Genomic DNA, 16,545 nt, shown 5'->3' with positions numbered 1-16,545 from the left:
ACCGATCTGCAAAAATGCAGATATGACGGTTTCGCCGGGCCGACCCAGCGCCGATGACCTGCTGGTGTTGCTGGCCGTGGGCCGTTCGGGCCGCTACACCACCGCCGCCGAGGAACTCGGGCTCAACCACACCACCATTTCCCGGCGCATCGCCGCGCTCGAACAGGCGATCGGCGGGCGGCTGCTGGCGCGCGCCGCGGGCGGGTGGGAACTCACCGACCTCGGCCGCGAGGCGTTGTCGGCGGCCGAGGTGGTCGAATCGGCCGTCCGCTCGCTGACCGTCGACAGCGGCGGCGAACGGGCCTTGGAGGGCGTGGTACGAATCTCGGCCACCGACGGGTTCTCGGCTTACATCGCCGCACCCGCTGCCGCCCAGGTGCAACGCGAGCACCCCAAGATCGCCGTCGAGATCGTCGCCACCACCCGGCCGGCCACCCAGCAGCGCTCGGGCTTGGACGTCGAGGTGGTCGTCGGGGAACCGAAGGTGCATCGCGCCAGGGCGATTCAGCTCGGCGACTACTGCCTGGGGCTGTACGGCGCACGGGACTACCTGCACGAGCACGGCACGCCGACGAGCATCGCCGAGCTGTCCCGCTTTCCTCTCGTCTACTTCATCGACGCCATGCTGCAGGTCGACGACCTCGACGTCGCGACCAGCTTCGCCCCGGCCATGCGCGAATCAGTCACCTCCACGAACGTTTTCGTGCACGTCGAGGCGACGAGGGCCTGCGCGGGCCTTGGCCTGCTGCCGTGCTTCATGGCCGACCGCCACGACGACCTGATCCGGGTGCTGCCTGCCGCGGTGGCCGTTCAGTTGACCTACTGGCTCGTCACCCGCGCCGAGACGTTGCGCAGACCCGAGGTCGCGGCCGTGGTCGACGCGCTCCGCACGCAGATGGCCGCTCAGCGCGAGGTCCTCCTCGGCCGAGTTTGACGCCCCGAGGGGCTTGCGCTTCGCCGCGCGTCTTGCTGCAGTCGATCCATGCCGTTCTTCGACCATCCCAAGGGCCGGGTGTACTACCGGCACTGGCCCGCCGCTACGCCGCGTGCCGCGGTGATCTTTCTGCACGGGTTCGGCGAACACACCGGCCTCTATCACCGTTACGGTTTCGCGCTGAACGCGGCAGGCATCGACCTGTGGGCAGTGGACCAATTCGGCCACGGCCTCAGCCCCGGTCAGCGCGGCGACGTCGGCTCGATCGGCGAAAGCTCCGAGCTGGCCGACGCCCTGACGCAGTTCGCCGGGGACCGCCGACCGAGGTTACCGCTGATCGCCCAAGGCCATTCGTTCGGCTCCGTGGTGACGCTGTTCCGGCTGCTGAACCATCCCGACCGCTACCGGGCCGGCGTCATCTCCGGTGCGCCTCTGGTGCCGATCCCCGACATGCTGGACAGCGACACCTCTGTCGAGCTCAACCCCGGCTGGCTCTCCTCGGACCCCTTCTACCTGGACACGTTGGAAAGCGACCCGCTGGTGTTCGTCGACGCCGACGGGGTGGCGCTGACACGGGAGCTCGACAAGGCCTGGGACCGGTTCGGGTCCGATCTGCCCAAGCTGACGGTGCCGACGCTGGCGCTGCACGGCGTCAACGACCCGATCGCCCCGATCGGGCCGGTGCGGGCCTACGCCGAACAGATCGACGCACTTCAGCTCGTGGAGTTCGCCGGTGCCCGCCACGACGTTCTCAACGAGACCATGCACGCAGAAGTGGCCGCGACCGTGATCGACTTCATCGGCGAGCAGGCGCTACAGTGAGCCGGTGTTCGCAAAGGCGCTGATCACCGGGGCCGCCCTGGCGGTGACGGCGGTGTTCTCGGCGGTTCCGGCCGGCGCGCAGCCCGGCCCTCCCCCGTGTGAGCTCGCGCTGAGCTTCATCTGCAGCATGATTCCGATGGCGCCCGACCTCGACCACTCCATCGATCTCACCGAACAACAGCCGCCCGTCGACCCCAACGCACCGCTGCCCGAGTCACTGCCGCCGGTCGACCCCTGCGCCGCGGGCTGCATCTAGAGCCAGGTGTCCTCGGTGGTGGCGGTCAAAAACGCCTCCAAATCGTCGCGCCACTGCGCCGGCGTGGTCTTATCCGGCTCGATACCGGTGTACTGACCCCGATAGAACAGCAGCGGCCTCGGCTTGCGCTGCGGGGCATCAGACAGCGAGTGCACGGCGCCGAACACGACGTAGTGGTCGCCGCCGTCGTGCACCGAATGCACCGAACAGTCGATGTGCGCCAACGTCCCCTTGATCACCGGCGAGCCGAGTTCGGACAGATGCCAATCGATCCCGCCGAACTTGTCGGGCTCTTTTGAGCCGAACGTCGCAGAGACATCCTTCTGGCTTTCGTGCAGCACGTTCACGCAGAAGTGTCCGCTGGCCTCGATCGCCTGCCACGACCGCGACATCTTCGTCGGGCAGAACAACACCAGCGGCGGGTCAAGGGACAGCGCCGCGAACGACTGGCAGGCAAAGCCGACCGGTGCGTCCTCGTGCATGGTCGTGATCACGGTGATACCCGTGCAGAACTGCCCGAGCACACTGCGAAATGTGCGCGGGTCCAACGGCTCTGCAGACACTAGTTCTTGAAGCCGATGCTGAAGTCGTGGCCCCACAGGCTGACCGCGGTGCTCTCGCGCGCGACCCAGTCGTCGTCTTCGACTTGCAGCCCTTCACAACCGAATTCGACGTCGAAGCCGCCCGGCGTCTTCATGTAGAACGAGAGCATCTTGTCGTTGACGTGGCGGCCCAGCGTCGCCGACATCGGCACCTTACGCCGCAGCGCACGGTCCAGGCACAGTCCGACGTCGTCGCTGTTTCCCACCTCGACCATCAAATGCACGATGCCGCTGGGCGTTTCGCCGGGCATGAAGGCAAGGCTGTGATGGCGCGGGTTGACGCCGAAGAAGCGCAGCCACGCCGGTGGCCCGTCGGCGGGTCTTCCGACCAGCTGAGGTGGCAACCGCATCGAGTCGCGCAGCGTGAACCCGAGTACGTCGCGGTAGAAGTGCAGCGACTCCGCGTCGTCACGGGTGGTCAACACCACGTGCCCGAGGCCCTGCTCCTCGGTGACGAACTTGTGGCCGTACGGGCTGACGACCCGCCGGTGCTCGAGCGCCGCCCCGTGGAACACCTCCAGCGTGTTGCCGGACGGATCGTCGAAGATGATCATTTCGTCGACGCGACGGTCCGCCAGTTGGGCGGCGGTGGCCTCCTTGTAGGGGGTGCCCTCCACGTCGAGCCGGTTGCGGATCTCCTGCAGCCCAGCGGCGTTCGCGGTTTCCCACCCCGAGACCTGCAGCCGGTCGTGTTCGCCCGGCACGATGACGAGCCGGGCCGGGAAATCGTCCATCCGCAGGTAGAGGGCTCCCTCGACCTGACCCTTGCCCTCGACCATGCCGAGTACCTTCAGCCCGTACTCACGCCACGCCGCGACGTCGGTGGCCTCGATACGCAGATACCCCAGCGACCGGATACTCACGACCCGCCTCCTAGAAAATCCACTGTCAGCTTGTTGAACTCGTCGAACTTCTCCAGCTGCGCCCAGTGCCCGCACTGCCCGAAGACGTGCAACTGCACCCGCGGAATCTGTTTGAGGGCGACCAACGCGCCGTCGAGCGGGTTGACCCGGTCCTCACGGCCCCAAATCAGAAGTACGCGCTGACGCAGCTTGTACACCTCGCGCCACATCATGCCGAGCTCGAAGTCGGCTCCCGCAAAGGATTTACCCATCGCGCGCGCGGCGGCCAGCGACTCCGGCTGGCTGGCGATCGCGAACCGTTCGTCGATCAGCTCCGGCGTGATGAGGCTCTGGTCGTAGACCATGATGCGCAGGAACTTCTCCATGTTCTCGCGCGTGGGGTCTGCGGTGAACTTGCCGAGCAGCTTGACGCCCTCGGTCGGGTCGGGTGCGAACAGGTTCACGCTCAACCCACCCGGGCCCATCAGCACCAGCCGGCCCGCCCGCTTGGGGTTGTCGAGCGCGAACCGCACCGCGGTGCCACCGCCGAGCGAATTGCCCACCAGCGCAGCACGTTCGATCCCGAGGTGATCGAACAGGTTCAGCACCGCGGTGGCGCTGTAACGGTTGTACTGCTCGTGTTCGGTGTGCTTGTCGGAGTGCCCGTAGCCGGGCTGGTCCACGGCGAGCACGTGAAAGTGTTGGGCGAGTACGGCGATGTTGCGACCGAAGTTCGACCAACTCGACGCGCCGGGCCCGCCGCCGTGTAGCAGCACGACCGTCTCGCCGTTGCCGACGCCGGCCTCGTGATAGTGCAGCCGCATGTCCTCTCGAACCTGGGCGTAGCGCGACGTCGACTCGAAGGTGATCTCTTGCTGTTGGGCAGCTTCGGCGGCGAATGACGTCATCAGACCATCGTGTCCTGCGGCGGCAAGCCGAACTCGTTGTTCCCGAAAATCAGGTACGCGCGCTCCGGGTCGTTGGCCGCGTGCACCCGTCCGGCGTGGGCGTCACGCCAGAACCGTTGCACGGGAGCGTCGTTGTTCAGCGCGGTGGCACCGGAGGCCTCGAAGAGCCGGTCGATCGACGCGATCGCACGACCCGTCGCCCGCACCTGATCGCGGCGGGCCCTGGCACGCAGCTCGAACGGGATCTCCTGGCCGGCCTGCAGCAGCGCGTACTCGTCGCCGACGTTGCCCATCAGCTGACGCCACGCGGCGTCGATATCGCTGGCTGCTTCGGCGATGCGCACCTTGGCGAACGGATCGTCTTTGGCCTTCTCGCCGGCGAACGCCGCGCGCACCCGCTTGCCCTGATGTTCGACGTGGGCGTCGTAGGCGCCGTACGCCATCCCGACGATCGGTGCCGAGATAGTCGTCGGATGCACCGTGCCCCAAGGCATCTTGTACACCGGCGCGGTGTTCTTCTGCAGCCCGCCCGCGGTGTGGTCGTTCATCGACTTGTACGAAAGGAAGCGGTGCGTCGGCACGAACACGTCCTTGACCACCAGCGTGTTACTTCCGGTGCCGCGCAGACCCACCACGTGCCAGACGTCGTCGATCTTGTACTCGGTGCGCGGGATCAGGAAGCTGCCGAAGTCCACCGGACGGCCGTCCTTGATCACCGGTCCGCCGACGAACGTCCACGTCGCATGGTCACAACCGGACGACCAGTTCCACGAACCGTTGACCAGGTAGCCGCCGTCGACCACCTGGCCCGCACCCATCGGCGCGTACGACGACGAGATCCGGACGCTGGGATCGTCGCCCCAGACCTCTTCCTGGGCTTTCTGGTCGAACAGTGAGAGGTGCCAGTTGTGCACACCCACGATCGAGGCGACCCAACCGGTCGATCCGCACGCGGTGGCCAGTCGACGCACCGCCTCGTAGAACAGGGTGGGGTCGCACTGCAGGCCGCCCCACTGCTCGGGTTGCAGCAGCTTGAAGAAGCCGGCCTCGTTGAGTTCGTTGACCGTCTCGTCGGGTAGCCGGCGGAGGTCTTCGGTGGCCTGGGCGCGCTTCGCGATCAACGGCAGCAGGTCGTCGATGCCGGCTAGGACCGACTGCACGTCACGCTGTTCAATGGACGTCACTGGTTTTGCCTCCCGAGGATAAGGGCCTGGCGATGAGCACTTGCGCGAAGGACAGACCGCTAGAAGGAGATTAGAACACGTTACGATTCATGTCGAGTACAGCGATCCAGCAGCGGCTGGACCTGCACACATGCATTTCTGTAACCTGTTCTAGTTATGCGGTAGTTGTTGACCGAAGAAGGGTAGACGTTCGTGACCGATGAGCCGCTCGGCAGCCACGTGCTCGAGCTCGAAGTGGCCGAGGTGGTCGAGGAGACCGCTGACGCGCGGTCGCTGGTGTTTCGGGTGCCCGACGGCCCCGACGCCCCCGAGATCCCCGCCGAGCGGTTGCGCTATGCACCCGGGCAGTTCCTGACGCTGCGGGTGCCAAGCGAGCGCACCGGCTCGGTGGCGCGCTGCTACTCGCTGTGCAGCTCACCGTTCACCGGTGATCCGATGACGGTCACCGTCAAGCGCACCGCCGACGGCTACGCGTCCAACTGGCTGTGCGACCACGCCCACGCCGGCATGAAGATCCACGTGCTCGCCCCGTCGGGCACCTTCGTGCCCAAAACACTCGACAGTGACTTCCTGCTGCTCGCCGCGGGCAGCGGCATCACGCCGATGCTGTCGATCTGCAAGTCGGCGCTCGCCGAGGGCAGCGGCAGGGTGGTGTTGATCTACGCCAACCAGGACGAGAACTCGGTCATCTTCGGTGCGGCGCTGCGCGAGCTGGCCGCCAAGTACCCCGACCGGCTGACCGTCGTGCACTGGTTGGTCAGCGTGCAGGGGCTGCCGAGCGCGGCGGCGCTCGGCGGCCTGGTCGCGCCCTACCTCGGCCACGACGCCTACATCTGCGGACCCGGGCCGTTTATGGCCGCGGCCGAGGAGGCGCTCCAGAACGCAGGTGCCGAGACCAGTCGGATCCACATCGAGGTGTTCAAATCACTGGAGTCCGACCCGTTCAAAGCGGTGGTCGTCGACTACTCAGAGGACGACGACAGCGACGAAGGCCCCGCCACCGCGATCGTCACGCTCGACGGCGAAACACATGAAGTCACCTGGCCCCGCAACGCCAAACTGCTCGACGTGCTGCTGGACAAGGGCCTGGACGCGCCGTTCTCGTGCCGCGAGGGTCACTGCGGTGCCTGCGCGGTGCTCAAGAAGAACGGCGAGGTCGAGATGGAGGTCAACGACGTGCTCGAGCAGTCCGACCTCGACGAGGGCCTGATCCTGGGCTGCCAGGCCAAGCCGCGATCGGATTCGGTGGAAGTCACCTACGACGAGTAGCCGGCGGGCTAGCATTCGCCGCACCGAAGGGAGAATTGTGAAGCGCTTGAGCGGCTTACTCGGAGCGATCGCGGCGGCATGGCTGACGCTCGCGCTCGTCGCGCCGACGCCGGTCGCGACGGCGGCGATCGAAACAGCCAACGCCTCGATTCCCGTCGACCCGGCGACCTCGCTGGAGATGCAGGTCAGTGCCAACTGCATCGCAGCCGAGGGCACCTGCTTCTTCGACACCAGCGCCAACCTGCGCGGCCCGCACGGCATCACCGGTTTCCCCGGTGATCTGTGGGCCCGCCAGACCACCACGCTGCGCACGATGGACCGCAGCGTCTACGTGGATGCGAAGTCCACGGCGCCGGACACCCGGATGTTCAAATCGCTCACCGATGTCGAGTTCACCACCATCTATTTCGGTGGTGGACCACCGGAGCGGTTCCGCCTGCACGGTCAGAGTTGGCCGGTCGACTCGCGCACGGGTACACCGCGTACCGATGTGCCGTTGATCGTGTGCGCGCACATTCAGGTCGTCTACAGCGGGGTGAACATCACCTCACCGGATGCCTGCGCGCAGGCCGCCTTCAGCTGACCCCGGCCTGCGTGTGCCGCTAGCGCGGCAGGCCGAGCAGGCGCTCGCCGGCCAGCGTGAGCAGGATCTGCTCGGTGCCTCCGGCGATGGTCAGGCAGCGCGTGTTGAGGAAGTCGTGCACGGTGTTGTTCTCGACGACGCCGCCGCCTTCGGAAAGTTCCATCCGCAGTTCGGAAAGCGCCTGGCGGTAGCGCACGCCGATCAGCTTGCGCGCGCTGGCCTGCGGGCCCTGGTCCTGACCGCCCACCGCGAGTTCGGCGATCCTCTGGTCAAGCAGTGCACCGACCTGAGCGGCGACGATCAGCGCTCCGAGCCGATCCTGTTCGGCGGCATCGAAATCCAGCGTGGCCACCGTGTTGAGCAGTTCCTCCATCGGGTTGTCCAACGCGGTGCCGGCCGCCATCGCGACCCGCTCGTTGGCCAGCGTCGTGCGAGCCAGCCGCCAGCCGTCGTTGACCTTCCCGACGACCATCTCGTCGGGGACGAAGACCTCGTCGAAGAACACCTCGTTGAACAGTTCGTCGCCGGTGATCTCGCGCAGCGGCCGGATGACGATGCCCGGCGATGTCATGTCGACGAGAAAGTAGGTGATGCCCTTGTGTTTTGGCGCATCCGGATCGGTTCGGGCCAGGCACACACCCCAGTGCGCCTTCTGTGCCGCCGAGGTCCACACCTTCTGCCCGGTCAGCTTCCAACCTGAGCTCTTCGCGCCGCCCGCGGTCGCGCCCTCGGCCCGAACAGCTTTCGTCCGCAACGCCGCCAGGTCCGAACCCGCACCCGGCTCGCTGAAGAGCTGACACCAGATCAGCTCACCGCGCAGCGTGGCGGGCAGGAACCGCTCGACCTGTTCTGGGCTACCGTGCTCGAGAATAGTTGGTGCGGCCCACCATCCGATCACCAGATCGGGACGTACGACGTCGGCGGCCGCGAGTTCCTGATCGATCAGCAACTGCTCGGCGGGACCGGCTCCGCGGCCGTAGGGAGGCGGCCAGTGCGGCGCCTGCAGGCCCGCCTCGGCCAGCGCGACCTGACGCTTCTCGACCGGTAGCGCGGCGACTTCGGCTACCCCGGAGGCGATTTCGTCGCGCAGGTGGGCCACCGAGTCGAGGTCGATGTGCAGTTCGCGGCGCACCCCCTGCTGGGTGAGCGCCGAAATGCGCCGCAGCCAACGCTGCGCACCGCCGAGAAAGTGCGCGATGCCGTAGGCGCGGCGCAGATACAGGTGGGCGTCGTGCTCCCAGGTGATCCCGATACCGCCGAGCACCTGGATGCAGTCCTTGGCGTTGGCCTTGGCCGCGTCGATGCCCGCGGCCGCGGCCACCGCGGCGGCGATCGACAGTTGCTGCCCGTCGACGTCGGATGCGGCGGCCCGCGCGGCATCCCTGGCGGCCACCGACGCCTGCTCGGAGCGCAGCAGCATCTCGGCGCACATGTGCTTGACGGCCTGGAAGCTGCCGATCGGCTTGCCGAACTGCTCACGCACCTTCGCGTACTCGGTGGCGGTCTGCAGGGCCCAGCGCGCCAGCCCGGCGGCCTCGGCGGCAAGCACCGTCGCCGCCAGGTCCATGACCCGCTGGCTGGACGCGGTGAGCGCCTCGGCCGGAGCCGAATCCAGTACGACGCGTGCCAGGGGCCGGGAGAAGTCGGTCGCCTTCAGCGGTTCGACCGTCACGCCCTGCGCGGTCGCGTCGACCAGGACGAACCCCTCCCCGGCCGGCAGCACCAGCACCCCGGCGGCGTCGGCGCCCAACACGTACTCGGCGGTGCCCGTCACCGTGCCGTCGTCGAAGCGCAGGTCGGCCGACAACGCGACCCCGGCGACCCGCTCACCCGACGCCAGCGCCTGCAGCACGTCCGAACCCTCGATGACCAGCGTGGCCAACGCCGTCGTGGCGACCGGTCCGGGCACCAGCGCCGCGGCGGCCTCGTCGATCATCGCGCACAAGTCCTCGGCCGTTCCGTCGGCGCCGCCGTGTTCTTCGGGCAGCGCCACGCCGAATATTCCCAGCTGGGCCAACCCGTCGTACACGGGGCGCCAGGCATCGGCATTACCGTGTTCGACATCACGCGCGGCCTCGACGGCACCTGACCCCGCAGCCCAGCTCCGGACCAGTTCACGTGCAGCGAGCTGCTCGTCAGCAACGGGCTGTTTGGACGACACCGACACCGGGACTCCTAGCGTTTGGGCGAGAAGGCGGTGCTCCTCACTAGAACGTGTTCTAATAGTCCCAGCGTGCGACCGTCAAGTCGACCGCCATTACAGCAGGACACGTCGGTGCCGCCCGGGTGCTGAAGTGAGAAGATGAGGATCGGCATGCGTATCGTTTTCCGCGAGCACGCACGATGAAGGAGTCAACTGCCGCATGTCCGGCTCGCCGCCGCCAGCACGTACCAACCCGGATTCAGGGTCGGGCTCGCGGCCGCGGCAGGTGATGAACGTGGCAGTGCTCGCGGAGTCCGAACTCGGATCAGAAGCCCAGCGGGAGCGCCGCAAGCGGATCCTCGACGCCACCCTGGCCATCGCCTCCAAAGGCGGCTACGAGGCAGTTCAGATGCGTGCGGTGGCCGAACGCGCCGACGTCGCAGTCGGCACGCTCTACCGCTACTTCCCGTCGAAGGTGCACCTGTTGGTCTCGGCGCTGGGCCGCGAGTTCGAGCGCATCGACGCCAAGACCGACCGTGCGGCGCTGGCCGGCGGAACGCCCTATCAGCGGCTGAACCTGATGGTGGGCAAGCTCAACCGGGCGATGCAGCGCAACCCGCTGTTGACCGAGGCGATGACGCGGGCGTTCGTGTTCGCCGACGCGTCGGCGGCCGGTGAGGTTGATCACGTCGGCAAGCTGATGGACTCGATGTTCGCCCGCGCCATGAGCGACGGCGAACCGACCGAGGACCAGTACCACATCGCGCGGGTCATCTCCGATGTGTGGCTGTCGAACCTGCTGGCGTGGCTGACCCGGCGGGCGTCGGCGACCGACGTCAGCAAACGCCTCGACCTCGCTGTGCGACTGCTCATCGGCGACGGCGAGCACCCTAAGATCTAGGCGTGCTTCCAGCCGACCTGCAGCATGCGCTCACCTCGGCGGCCACCGTGCCGCGACTGCTGGTCACCTCCGACTTCGACGGCACGATGGCACCGATCGTGGACAACCCGGCCGACGCCCGCCCGCTGCCCGCGGCCGCCGAGGCCCTGGTCCAACTCGCCGGCCTGCCCGACACCTCGGCCGCGGTGATCTCGGGACGCGCGCTGGAGGTGCTGCGCACGCTGTCTGGGTTTACCGGGGTGCCTTCGCCAGTGCACCTCGTCGGCAGCCACGGCGCGGAGTTCACGTCCGGTTTCACCCACGACATCGACCGCGCCCGCCTGGAGCGCATCACCGCCGAACTCAACGCGATCGCCGCCGAGCGGCCCGGGGTCACCGTCGAACCCAAACCGGCCAGCGTGGCGCTGCACGTGCGCAACGCGTCAGCAGACGACGGGGATGCCGCGCTGCGTGCGGCGCGCGCGGCCGCCGAGTCGTGGGACGCCCAGCTCACCGAGGGTAAGGCGGTGCTCGAGTTCGCGGTGATCCAGACCGACAAGGGGTCGGCGCTCGATGTCCTTCGCGAGCAGGAAAACGCTTCGGCCGTCGTGTATTTCGGCGACGACGTGACCGATGAGAAGGCGTTCCGACGGCTGCGCGACGCCGATGTCGCGGTCAAGGTCGGCCCCGGCGAGTCGTTGGCGCCATACCGCGTCGACGCACCAGAGGACGTCGCCGAAGCGCTGCAGTTCCTCCTCGACGCCCGCCGCCGCACCGCTGGCGCCCAAAGCGACAAACGGGCGGGAAAGTTCGAGTAAAACCCACCATTTCGTCGATCTGGGCGCCGGGAAAACCAGTCGACGGGTCGCGGGGGCGTCGCGATACTGGCGGGGATGCTCACCCCTGACGAGATCTCCGCACGTACCGCGCGAGCGGTGTCGGCTGCGGCAGCGGCCGGTGCCGAGTTGGAACTACAAGTGGACGACGCTCGCGTGCTGCACGACATGTTCTCCGTCGTCGTGCACCTGGCGCCGTCACCGGTGGTGGTTCGGGTGCCGACCGTGCTGCCGCCGTCGTACAAGGAATCTCCGGACGCCCAAGCCGCTCAGCAGCGCGCCGAACTCGCGGTGGCCGGCTGGCTCGCCGACCGCGGTCACCCGGTGGTTCCGCCCAGCCCGCTCGTCAGCGCTCAACCCGTTCGCCGAGAAGGCTTTTCAATGACGTTCCGGCAGTTCGTCGAACAGGTGTCCGATGTCGAACCGAACATGGCCGAGCGCATCGAGCAGACCGCGCGGCTGCACGCGGCGCTGCGACGACTACGACGGCGGTGAACTGGGATTCTGGGCGCCCTTCGGCCACATCCCCGACGGGCTCGCCGCACTGCAGGACCACGACGATCTACTCCCGACATCGGATCTTGCTCGCGCACAACGGGAATGGGCGGTGATCGCACCGGTGATCGAGACGCTGCGCACCACCCCGGAGCTGTGCGAACTCTAGGCGGGCTGGCCACTGGTGCGGCCCCGCACCACCTCGGTGTCGAGCATCTCGACGACCGGCAGACCCGACCGCGGCGGACGGTGCAGCAGCTGACCGGCGCGCCTGCCCTTCTCGACGCTGGGCTGCACCACGGTGGTCAGGCCACGGCGCAGCGCCTCGGGCACCCCGTCGAAACCGGTTACCGTCATCTGACCGGGCACGTAGATGCCGCGGCCCCTCAGGTAGTCCATCGCCGACAGCGCCAGCACGTCGGCCGTGCACATCAGCGCGGTCACCCGCGGGTTGGCCTCCATCGCCACCTCCGCGGCCGCACCCCCGGACGTCGGCAGGTGCTGGTAGCTCTCCACCACCGTCAACGACGCGGGATCCAGACCGGCCGCGGCCATCGCGTCGTAGACACCCTGGATACGCTCACGCTGGACGTGGAAGTGCGGCATGCCCAGCCGCTGCGGGTCGGCCACCGTCGGCTGCGATCCGGGGTGCGGCCAGTCGCGGTCCAGCCGCATCGTCAACAGTGCGATCTCGGTATGGCCAAGGCCCACAACGTGTTCGGCGAGCTGGCGCATGGCGTCGCGGTCGTTGATACCCACCCTGGACAGGCCGGGCACGTCCTTGGGCTGATCCACCACGACCACCGGCAGATGCCGTTGTTGTACGACGGGCAGGTACGGGTCGTCGTCGGAGGCCGAATACACCACGAAGCCGTCGACGCCTGCGGCCAGCACCGCGGCCGACCCTTCGCTGACCGTGCGGTTCGGGCCGATCGCCACCAACAGCAAGCCCTGCCCGGCCTCTTCGCAGGACTCCGCGAGCCCCGCGACGAAATCCAGCGCAGCCGGATCGCTGAACGAGTAGTTGAGCGGTTCGGTGATCATCAGGCCGACGGCGCCGGCCCTGCGGGTCCGCAACGACCGCGCCACCGGGTCCGGGCCCGGGTAGCCCATCCGCTTGGCGGTCGCGAGCACACGTTCACGAAGATCAGCCGACAGCTGGTCAGGGCGGTTGTAGGCGTTGGAGATCGTGGTCCGGGAGACCTTGAGCTCGGCGGCCAGTGAGGCCAGGGTCGCACGCCGCCTGGGCGTGGGACTCCTCGACATGCTCTGGACGTTAGCCCATCGACTTGCGCGTTCCGGGCCACCGTGCACTAGAGTTTTTGGAAACGGTTTTCATTGTTATCTGGATACCTTAGGGAGTTGTCCATGCGTGCAGTTCTGGCCGCCGCCGCGGCGGTCGCGTTGGCGCTCGCGGCGGCCGGGTGCACCCAGCAGCAGACGGCCCAGCACGAGCACGGCAGCACCGCGACCGTCGTCGCCTCCACCGACGTATGGGGCAGCGTCGCCGACGCCGTCGTCGACGACCACGCGTCCGTCACCTCCATCGTCAATGGCACCGTCGCCGACCCGCACTCGTTCCAGGCCACCCCCGCCGACGCCGCCGCGATCACCGACGCGGCGCTGGTGGTCTACAACGGCGGCGACTACGACCACTGGGTGGACGAGGTACTCGCGAACAGCCCGGACGTGGCGACCGTCGACGCGTACTCGCTGCACCCCGCGACGCAACCGCCCGCCAACGAACACGTCTTCTACGACCCCGCCACCGCCAAGGCCGTGGCCGCCCAGATCGCCGAGCGGCTTGCCGAGATCGACCCCGACCACGCCGAGGCCTACCGTGCCAACGCCGCGGCGTTCGGCGCGGGCGCCGACGAGATCCTGGCGACCGAGCGGGCCATCGGACAGGCCCACCCCGGGGCGTCGGTGGTCGCGACCGAACCCGTCGCGCACTACCTGCTGAGCAACGCCGGTATCACCGACAAGACCCCCGAGGGGTTCCAGAACGCCGTAGCGGAAGATGCCGACCCGTCACCGGCGGACCTCGCGACGATGCTCGACCTGATCGAAAATCGCGAGGTGTCGGCGGTGCTGTTCAACCCGCAGACCGAAACCGCGGTCACCAAGCAGTTGCGCGACGCCGCGACGCGTGCCTCGGTGCCCGTCGTCACGGTCACCGAGGCCCTTCCCGAGGGCACCGACTACCTGACCTGGCAGCGCCAGACCGCCGAGCAGCTGGCCAGCCAGTTGGATAAGGCCCCGCGGGCGAGCCGATAACCTGTGGCTGTGGACGTCGTCGCCGAACTGACCGGCGCACGCCTGGCGTTCGGCGACCGTGTGCTGTGGGATCAGCTGGACCTCACGGTGCGCGCCGGGGAGTTCCTCGCCGTCCTGGGACCCAACGGCACCGGAAAGACATCGCTGCTCAAGGTGCTGCTCGGTCAGCTGCCGCTGACCGCGGGCACCGTGACGGTCTGCGGAAGCGAGGTCGAAAAGGGCAGCGAGCGAATCGGTTACGTACCCCAGCACCGATCCATCGACCAGGGGTTGTCGATGCGGGGACGCGACCTCGTCGGCCTCGGATACGACGGGCACCGCTGGGGCATCACGACATTGCGGGACCGGGCCACCAAACGCCGTGCCGTCGAGCGGGCCCTGACACAGGTCAACGGGCAGAAGCTGGCCCGGGTACCGGTCGGGGTGATGTCCGGTGGTGAACTGCAGCGCCTGCGTATCGCCCAGGCACTGACCACCGATCCGGTGTTGCTGCTGTGCGACGAGCCGTTGCTCAACCTCGACCCCGCCAACGCGCGGCTGGTGTCGAGGCTGATCGACGCCAGACGACGGGAAGTTGATACCGCGGTGTTCTTCGTCACCCATGAAGTGAATCCGGTTGTGCCATATGTGGACAGGGTGCTCTACCTGGTCGACGGCAGATTCCGCATCGGCACCGTCGAAGAGGTGATGACCTCCGCGACGCTTTCGGAGTTGTACCGTGCCGACATCGAGGTGGTCAAGGTGCGCAACCGCTACGTCGTCGTCGGCGAGCACAGCCAGTACCACCATGACCACTCCGGCCACGCGAGCGGACACGTCCATGATTGAGCGCCTCACCGATCTGCTGGCCAACCTGTTCTCGTTCGAGATCACCGCGGACCTGCTGCACCGCGACTTCGTTCAGCAGGCGCTGCTGGCCGCCGCACTGCTGGCGCTGGTGTCGGGTTTGATCGGGCCGTTCATCGTGATGCGGCAGATGTCGTTCGCGGTGCACGGGTCCAGCGAGTTGTCACTCACCGGCGCGGCTTTCGCGTTGCTGGCCGGGTTCAACGTCGGGATCGGCGCGCTGGTCGGATGCGCGCTGGCCGCGGTGTTGTTCGGTTTCTTGGGACAGCGCGCCCGCGAACGCGATTCGGCGATCGGGGTGGTGTTGGCCTTCGGCCTGGGCCTGGCGGTGCTGTTCATCCACTTGTATCCGGGCCGCACCGGCACCAGTTTCGCGTTGCTGACCGGCCAGATCGTCGGCGTGGGGTACTCGGGACTGGCGCTGCTGGCGGTGGTGTCGGTGGTGGTGATCGGGGTGCTGGTGGCGTCCTACCGACCGCTGCTGTTCGCGACCGTCGACCCGGAGGTGGCGGCTGGACGCGGAGTTCCGGTCCGCGCGTTGGGAATTGTGTTCGCCGCGTTGGTGGGAGTCACCGCGGCACAGGGTGTGCAGATCGTCGGCGCCCTGCTGGTGATGTCGCTGTTGATCACCCCGGCGGCCGCCGCGGCGCGGGTGTTCGTCTCCCCCGGCGCGACCATCGCGGCGTCGGTCGTCTTCGCCGAGATCTCCGCGGTGGGCGGCATTCTGCTGTCGCTGGCGCCGGGTGTGCCGGTTTCGGTGTTCGTCACCACCATCTCGTTCGCGATCTTCTTAGTGTGCTGGGTGGTGGGCCGCCGGGCCCGTGTGTCGACGGCGGGCTAACCGCGTTCGACGGGACGCGTTGGGTCACTACACCATTGCGACCACGAACCTGGGTACAGCGCGATGTCACGCCCTGCCGCCGCCAGCGCCGCGACCACGACCGCCGCGGTGACACCCGATCCGCAGTACGCACCGACCGCCTCTTCGCCGGCAAGGCCGATGGCCTCCGCGCCGGGCAGAAAGGTGCCGTCCTCGGCCAGCAGGCTGGTGCTCGGAAGGTTGCGCGCACCCGGGATGTGCCCGGCGACAGGGTCGATGGGTTCGACGTCCCCGCGGAACCGTTCGGCCGCCCGCGCATCAAGCAGCGGCACCGCCGCGGCCTGCGCAGCGCTCAGCGTGGCCAGCGCACCGTCGTAGAGGTCGTCATGTGCGACGGTGACATCGCCCGGTTCGGGCGTGACGACACCGGTTTCCAGCGCACCACCGGCGGCCGTCCACGCCGCGAGCCCGCCGTCGAGGATCCGCACATCGGCGATGCCCGCCGCACGCAGCACCCACCACGCCCGCGCCGAGCCCGCCCGGTTCCAGTCGTCGTACACCACCACCGCCGTCCCGGCCCGCACACCCCACCGCCGCGCCGCCGCCTGCACATCGCGGCCCGACGGCAGCGGATGACGTCCCCGCCCGCTCACCGTGTGATCGCACAACTCGTCTTCCAGCGATACGTAGACCGCGCCGGGGACGTGGCCGCGTTCGTATGCGGCGCGGCCGTCGGGATCGGCCAGCTGCCAGCGGACATCGAGGATCGTCGGCTGCTCACCTGCGTCGAGGCGCCGGGCCAGCGTGCCTGCGCTGATCAGGACATGCTCACGGGTCACCCGATGATC

General features: G+C 68.0%; 19 protein-coding genes. 12 read left to right on the top strand and 7 right to left on the bottom strand.

Annotated elements, in window-relative coordinates; all coding sequences use genetic code 11:
* The first annotated feature begins 22 nt into the window (after positions 1-22).
* Genes K3U96_RS03100 through K3U96_RS03090 form a run of 3 tightly spaced genes read left to right on the top strand, consistent with a single transcriptional unit; the run spans position 23 to position 2,012 of the window.
* Positions 23-934 (top strand): LysR family transcriptional regulator, encoded by a 912-nt coding sequence (locus K3U96_RS03100; protein ID WP_220692035.1) that lies wholly within the window; start codon positions 23-25, stop codon positions 932-934.
* 48 nt (positions 935-982) lie between these two features.
* Positions 983-1,756 (top strand): alpha/beta fold hydrolase, encoded by a 774-nt coding sequence (locus K3U96_RS03095; protein ID WP_220692034.1) that lies wholly within the window; start codon positions 983-985, stop codon positions 1,754-1,756.
* A 4-nt stretch (positions 1,757-1,760) separates the two neighbouring features.
* A complete protein-coding gene (locus tag K3U96_RS03090; RefSeq protein WP_220692033.1) occupies positions 1,761-2,012 on the top strand; it encodes a fibronectin-binding protein in 252 nt (83 codons plus the stop codon).
* Here K3U96_RS03090 and hsaB read toward each other — a convergent pair.
* The 4 genes from hsaB to hsaA are packed head-to-tail and all read right to left on the bottom strand — an operon-like array spanning position 2,009 to position 5,548.
* Positions 2,009-2,575, bottom strand: coding sequence for a 3-hydroxy-9,10-secoandrosta-1,3,5(10)-triene-9,17-dione monooxygenase reductase subunit (gene hsaB / locus K3U96_RS03085; protein WP_069407705.1), 567 nt, complete (start codon positions 2,573-2,575; stop codon positions 2,009-2,011). The genes K3U96_RS03090 and hsaB overlap by 4 nt on opposite strands.
* Complete coding sequence (hsaC, locus tag K3U96_RS03080) at positions 2,575-3,477, bottom strand: iron-dependent extradiol dioxygenase HsaC (protein ID WP_220692032.1); 903 nt, start codon at positions 3,475-3,477, stop codon at positions 2,575-2,577. The genes hsaB and hsaC overlap by 1 nt, the downstream gene beginning before the upstream one ends.
* Positions 3,474-4,364, bottom strand: a complete 891-nt coding sequence (hsaD, locus tag K3U96_RS03075) for a 4,5:9,10-diseco-3-hydroxy-5,9,17-trioxoandrosta-1(10),2-diene-4-oate hydrolase (protein ID WP_220692031.1) — start codon at positions 4,362-4,364, stop codon at positions 3,474-3,476. Before hsaD ends, hsaC begins: the two co-directional genes overlap by 4 nt.
* Entirely contained in the window at positions 4,364-5,548 is a 1,185-nt protein-coding gene (hsaA, locus tag K3U96_RS03070) for a 3-hydroxy-9,10-secoandrosta-1,3,5(10)-triene-9,17-dione monooxygenase oxygenase subunit (protein ID WP_069407708.1), read from the bottom strand. Before hsaA ends, hsaD begins: the two co-directional genes overlap by 1 nt.
* A gap of 192 nt (positions 5,549-5,740) precedes the next feature.
* Here hsaA and K3U96_RS03065 point away from each other — a divergent pair, with 192 nt between their 5' ends.
* Both K3U96_RS03065 and K3U96_RS03060 read left to right on the top strand, forming a co-directional pair.
* Positions 5,741-6,817: a ferredoxin--NADP reductase gene (locus K3U96_RS03065; RefSeq protein ID WP_069407709.1), complete on the top strand. Its 1,077-nt coding sequence runs from the start codon at positions 5,741-5,743 to the stop codon at positions 6,815-6,817.
* A gap of 34 nt (positions 6,818-6,851) precedes the next feature.
* Positions 6,852-7,400 carry a hypothetical protein gene (locus K3U96_RS03060; RefSeq protein ID WP_205871154.1) on the top strand — a complete coding sequence of 183 codons (549 nt, stop codon included), beginning with the start codon at positions 6,852-6,854 and terminating at the stop codon, positions 7,398-7,400.
* Between the two features lie 19 nt (positions 7,401-7,419).
* Here the strand turns inward: K3U96_RS03060 and K3U96_RS03055 are convergent, their stop codons facing one another.
* The gene (locus K3U96_RS03055) at positions 7,420-9,567 is read right to left on the bottom strand and encodes an acyl-CoA dehydrogenase family protein (protein ID WP_220692030.1); all 2,148 of its coding nucleotides are present in this window, start codon (positions 9,565-9,567) and stop codon (positions 7,420-7,422) included.
* A gap of 196 nt (positions 9,568-9,763) precedes the next feature.
* Here K3U96_RS03055 and kstR point away from each other — a divergent pair, with 196 nt between their 5' ends.
* The 4 genes from kstR to K3U96_RS03035 all read left to right on the top strand — a co-directional run bounded on the left by kstR (position 9,764) and on the right by K3U96_RS03035 (position 11,923).
* Complete coding sequence (gene kstR / locus K3U96_RS03050) at positions 9,764-10,444, top strand: cholesterol catabolism transcriptional regulator KstR (protein WP_069407712.1); 681 nt, start codon at positions 9,764-9,766, stop codon at positions 10,442-10,444.
* A gap of 2 nt (positions 10,445-10,446) precedes the next feature.
* On the top strand, positions 10,447-11,241 hold the full coding sequence (gene otsB, locus K3U96_RS03045; protein ID WP_220692029.1) for a trehalose-phosphatase: 795 nt from the start codon (positions 10,447-10,449) through the stop codon (positions 11,239-11,241).
* 75 nt (positions 11,242-11,316) lie between these two features.
* On the top strand, positions 11,317-11,754 hold the full coding sequence (locus K3U96_RS03040; protein WP_220692028.1) for a hypothetical protein: 438 nt from the start codon (positions 11,317-11,319) through the stop codon (positions 11,752-11,754).
* The gene (locus K3U96_RS03035; RefSeq protein ID WP_220692027.1) at positions 11,675-11,923 is read left to right on the top strand and encodes a hypothetical protein; all 249 of its coding nucleotides are present in this window, start codon (positions 11,675-11,677) and stop codon (positions 11,921-11,923) included. Before K3U96_RS03040 ends, K3U96_RS03035 begins: the two co-directional genes overlap by 80 nt.
* On the opposite strand, the gene K3U96_RS03030 is transcribed toward K3U96_RS03035, so the two are convergent.
* Positions 11,920-13,020, bottom strand: a complete 1,101-nt coding sequence (locus tag K3U96_RS03030) for an Rv3575c family transcriptional regulator (RefSeq protein ID WP_220692026.1) — start codon at positions 13,018-13,020, stop codon at positions 11,920-11,922. The genes K3U96_RS03035 and K3U96_RS03030 overlap by 4 nt on opposite strands.
* Positions 13,021-13,122: 102 nt before the next feature.
* Between K3U96_RS03030 and K3U96_RS03025 the strand changes: the two genes are divergently transcribed.
* From K3U96_RS03025 to K3U96_RS03015, 3 genes are read left to right on the top strand one after another with little or no spacing between them, the layout of a single operon-like run.
* Positions 13,123-14,031: a metal ABC transporter solute-binding protein, Zn/Mn family gene (locus tag K3U96_RS03025; RefSeq protein WP_220692025.1), complete on the top strand. Its 909-nt coding sequence runs from the start codon at positions 13,123-13,125 to the stop codon at positions 14,029-14,031.
* 3 nt (positions 14,032-14,034) lie between these two features.
* Complete coding sequence (locus tag K3U96_RS03020; protein ID WP_220692024.1) at positions 14,035-14,859, top strand: metal ABC transporter ATP-binding protein; 825 nt, start codon at positions 14,035-14,037, stop codon at positions 14,857-14,859.
* Positions 14,852-15,718, top strand: a complete 867-nt coding sequence (locus tag K3U96_RS03015) for a metal ABC transporter permease (protein WP_069405963.1) — start codon at positions 14,852-14,854, stop codon at positions 15,716-15,718. The genes K3U96_RS03020 and K3U96_RS03015 overlap by 8 nt, the downstream gene beginning before the upstream one ends.
* On the opposite strand, the gene K3U96_RS03010 is transcribed toward K3U96_RS03015, so the two are convergent.
* Complete coding sequence (locus K3U96_RS03010; protein WP_220692023.1) at positions 15,715-16,536, bottom strand: sulfurtransferase; 822 nt, start codon at positions 16,534-16,536, stop codon at positions 15,715-15,717. The genes K3U96_RS03015 and K3U96_RS03010 overlap by 4 nt on opposite strands.
* Positions 16,537-16,545: the final 9 nt, after the last annotated feature.

Source organism: Mycolicibacterium holsaticum DSM 44478 = JCM 12374, from assembly GCF_019645835.1.
Lineage (GTDB): Bacteria > Actinomycetota > Actinomycetes > Mycobacteriales > Mycobacteriaceae > Mycobacterium > Mycobacterium holsaticum.
This window is presented reverse-complemented; position numbering and strand designations above follow the sequence as displayed.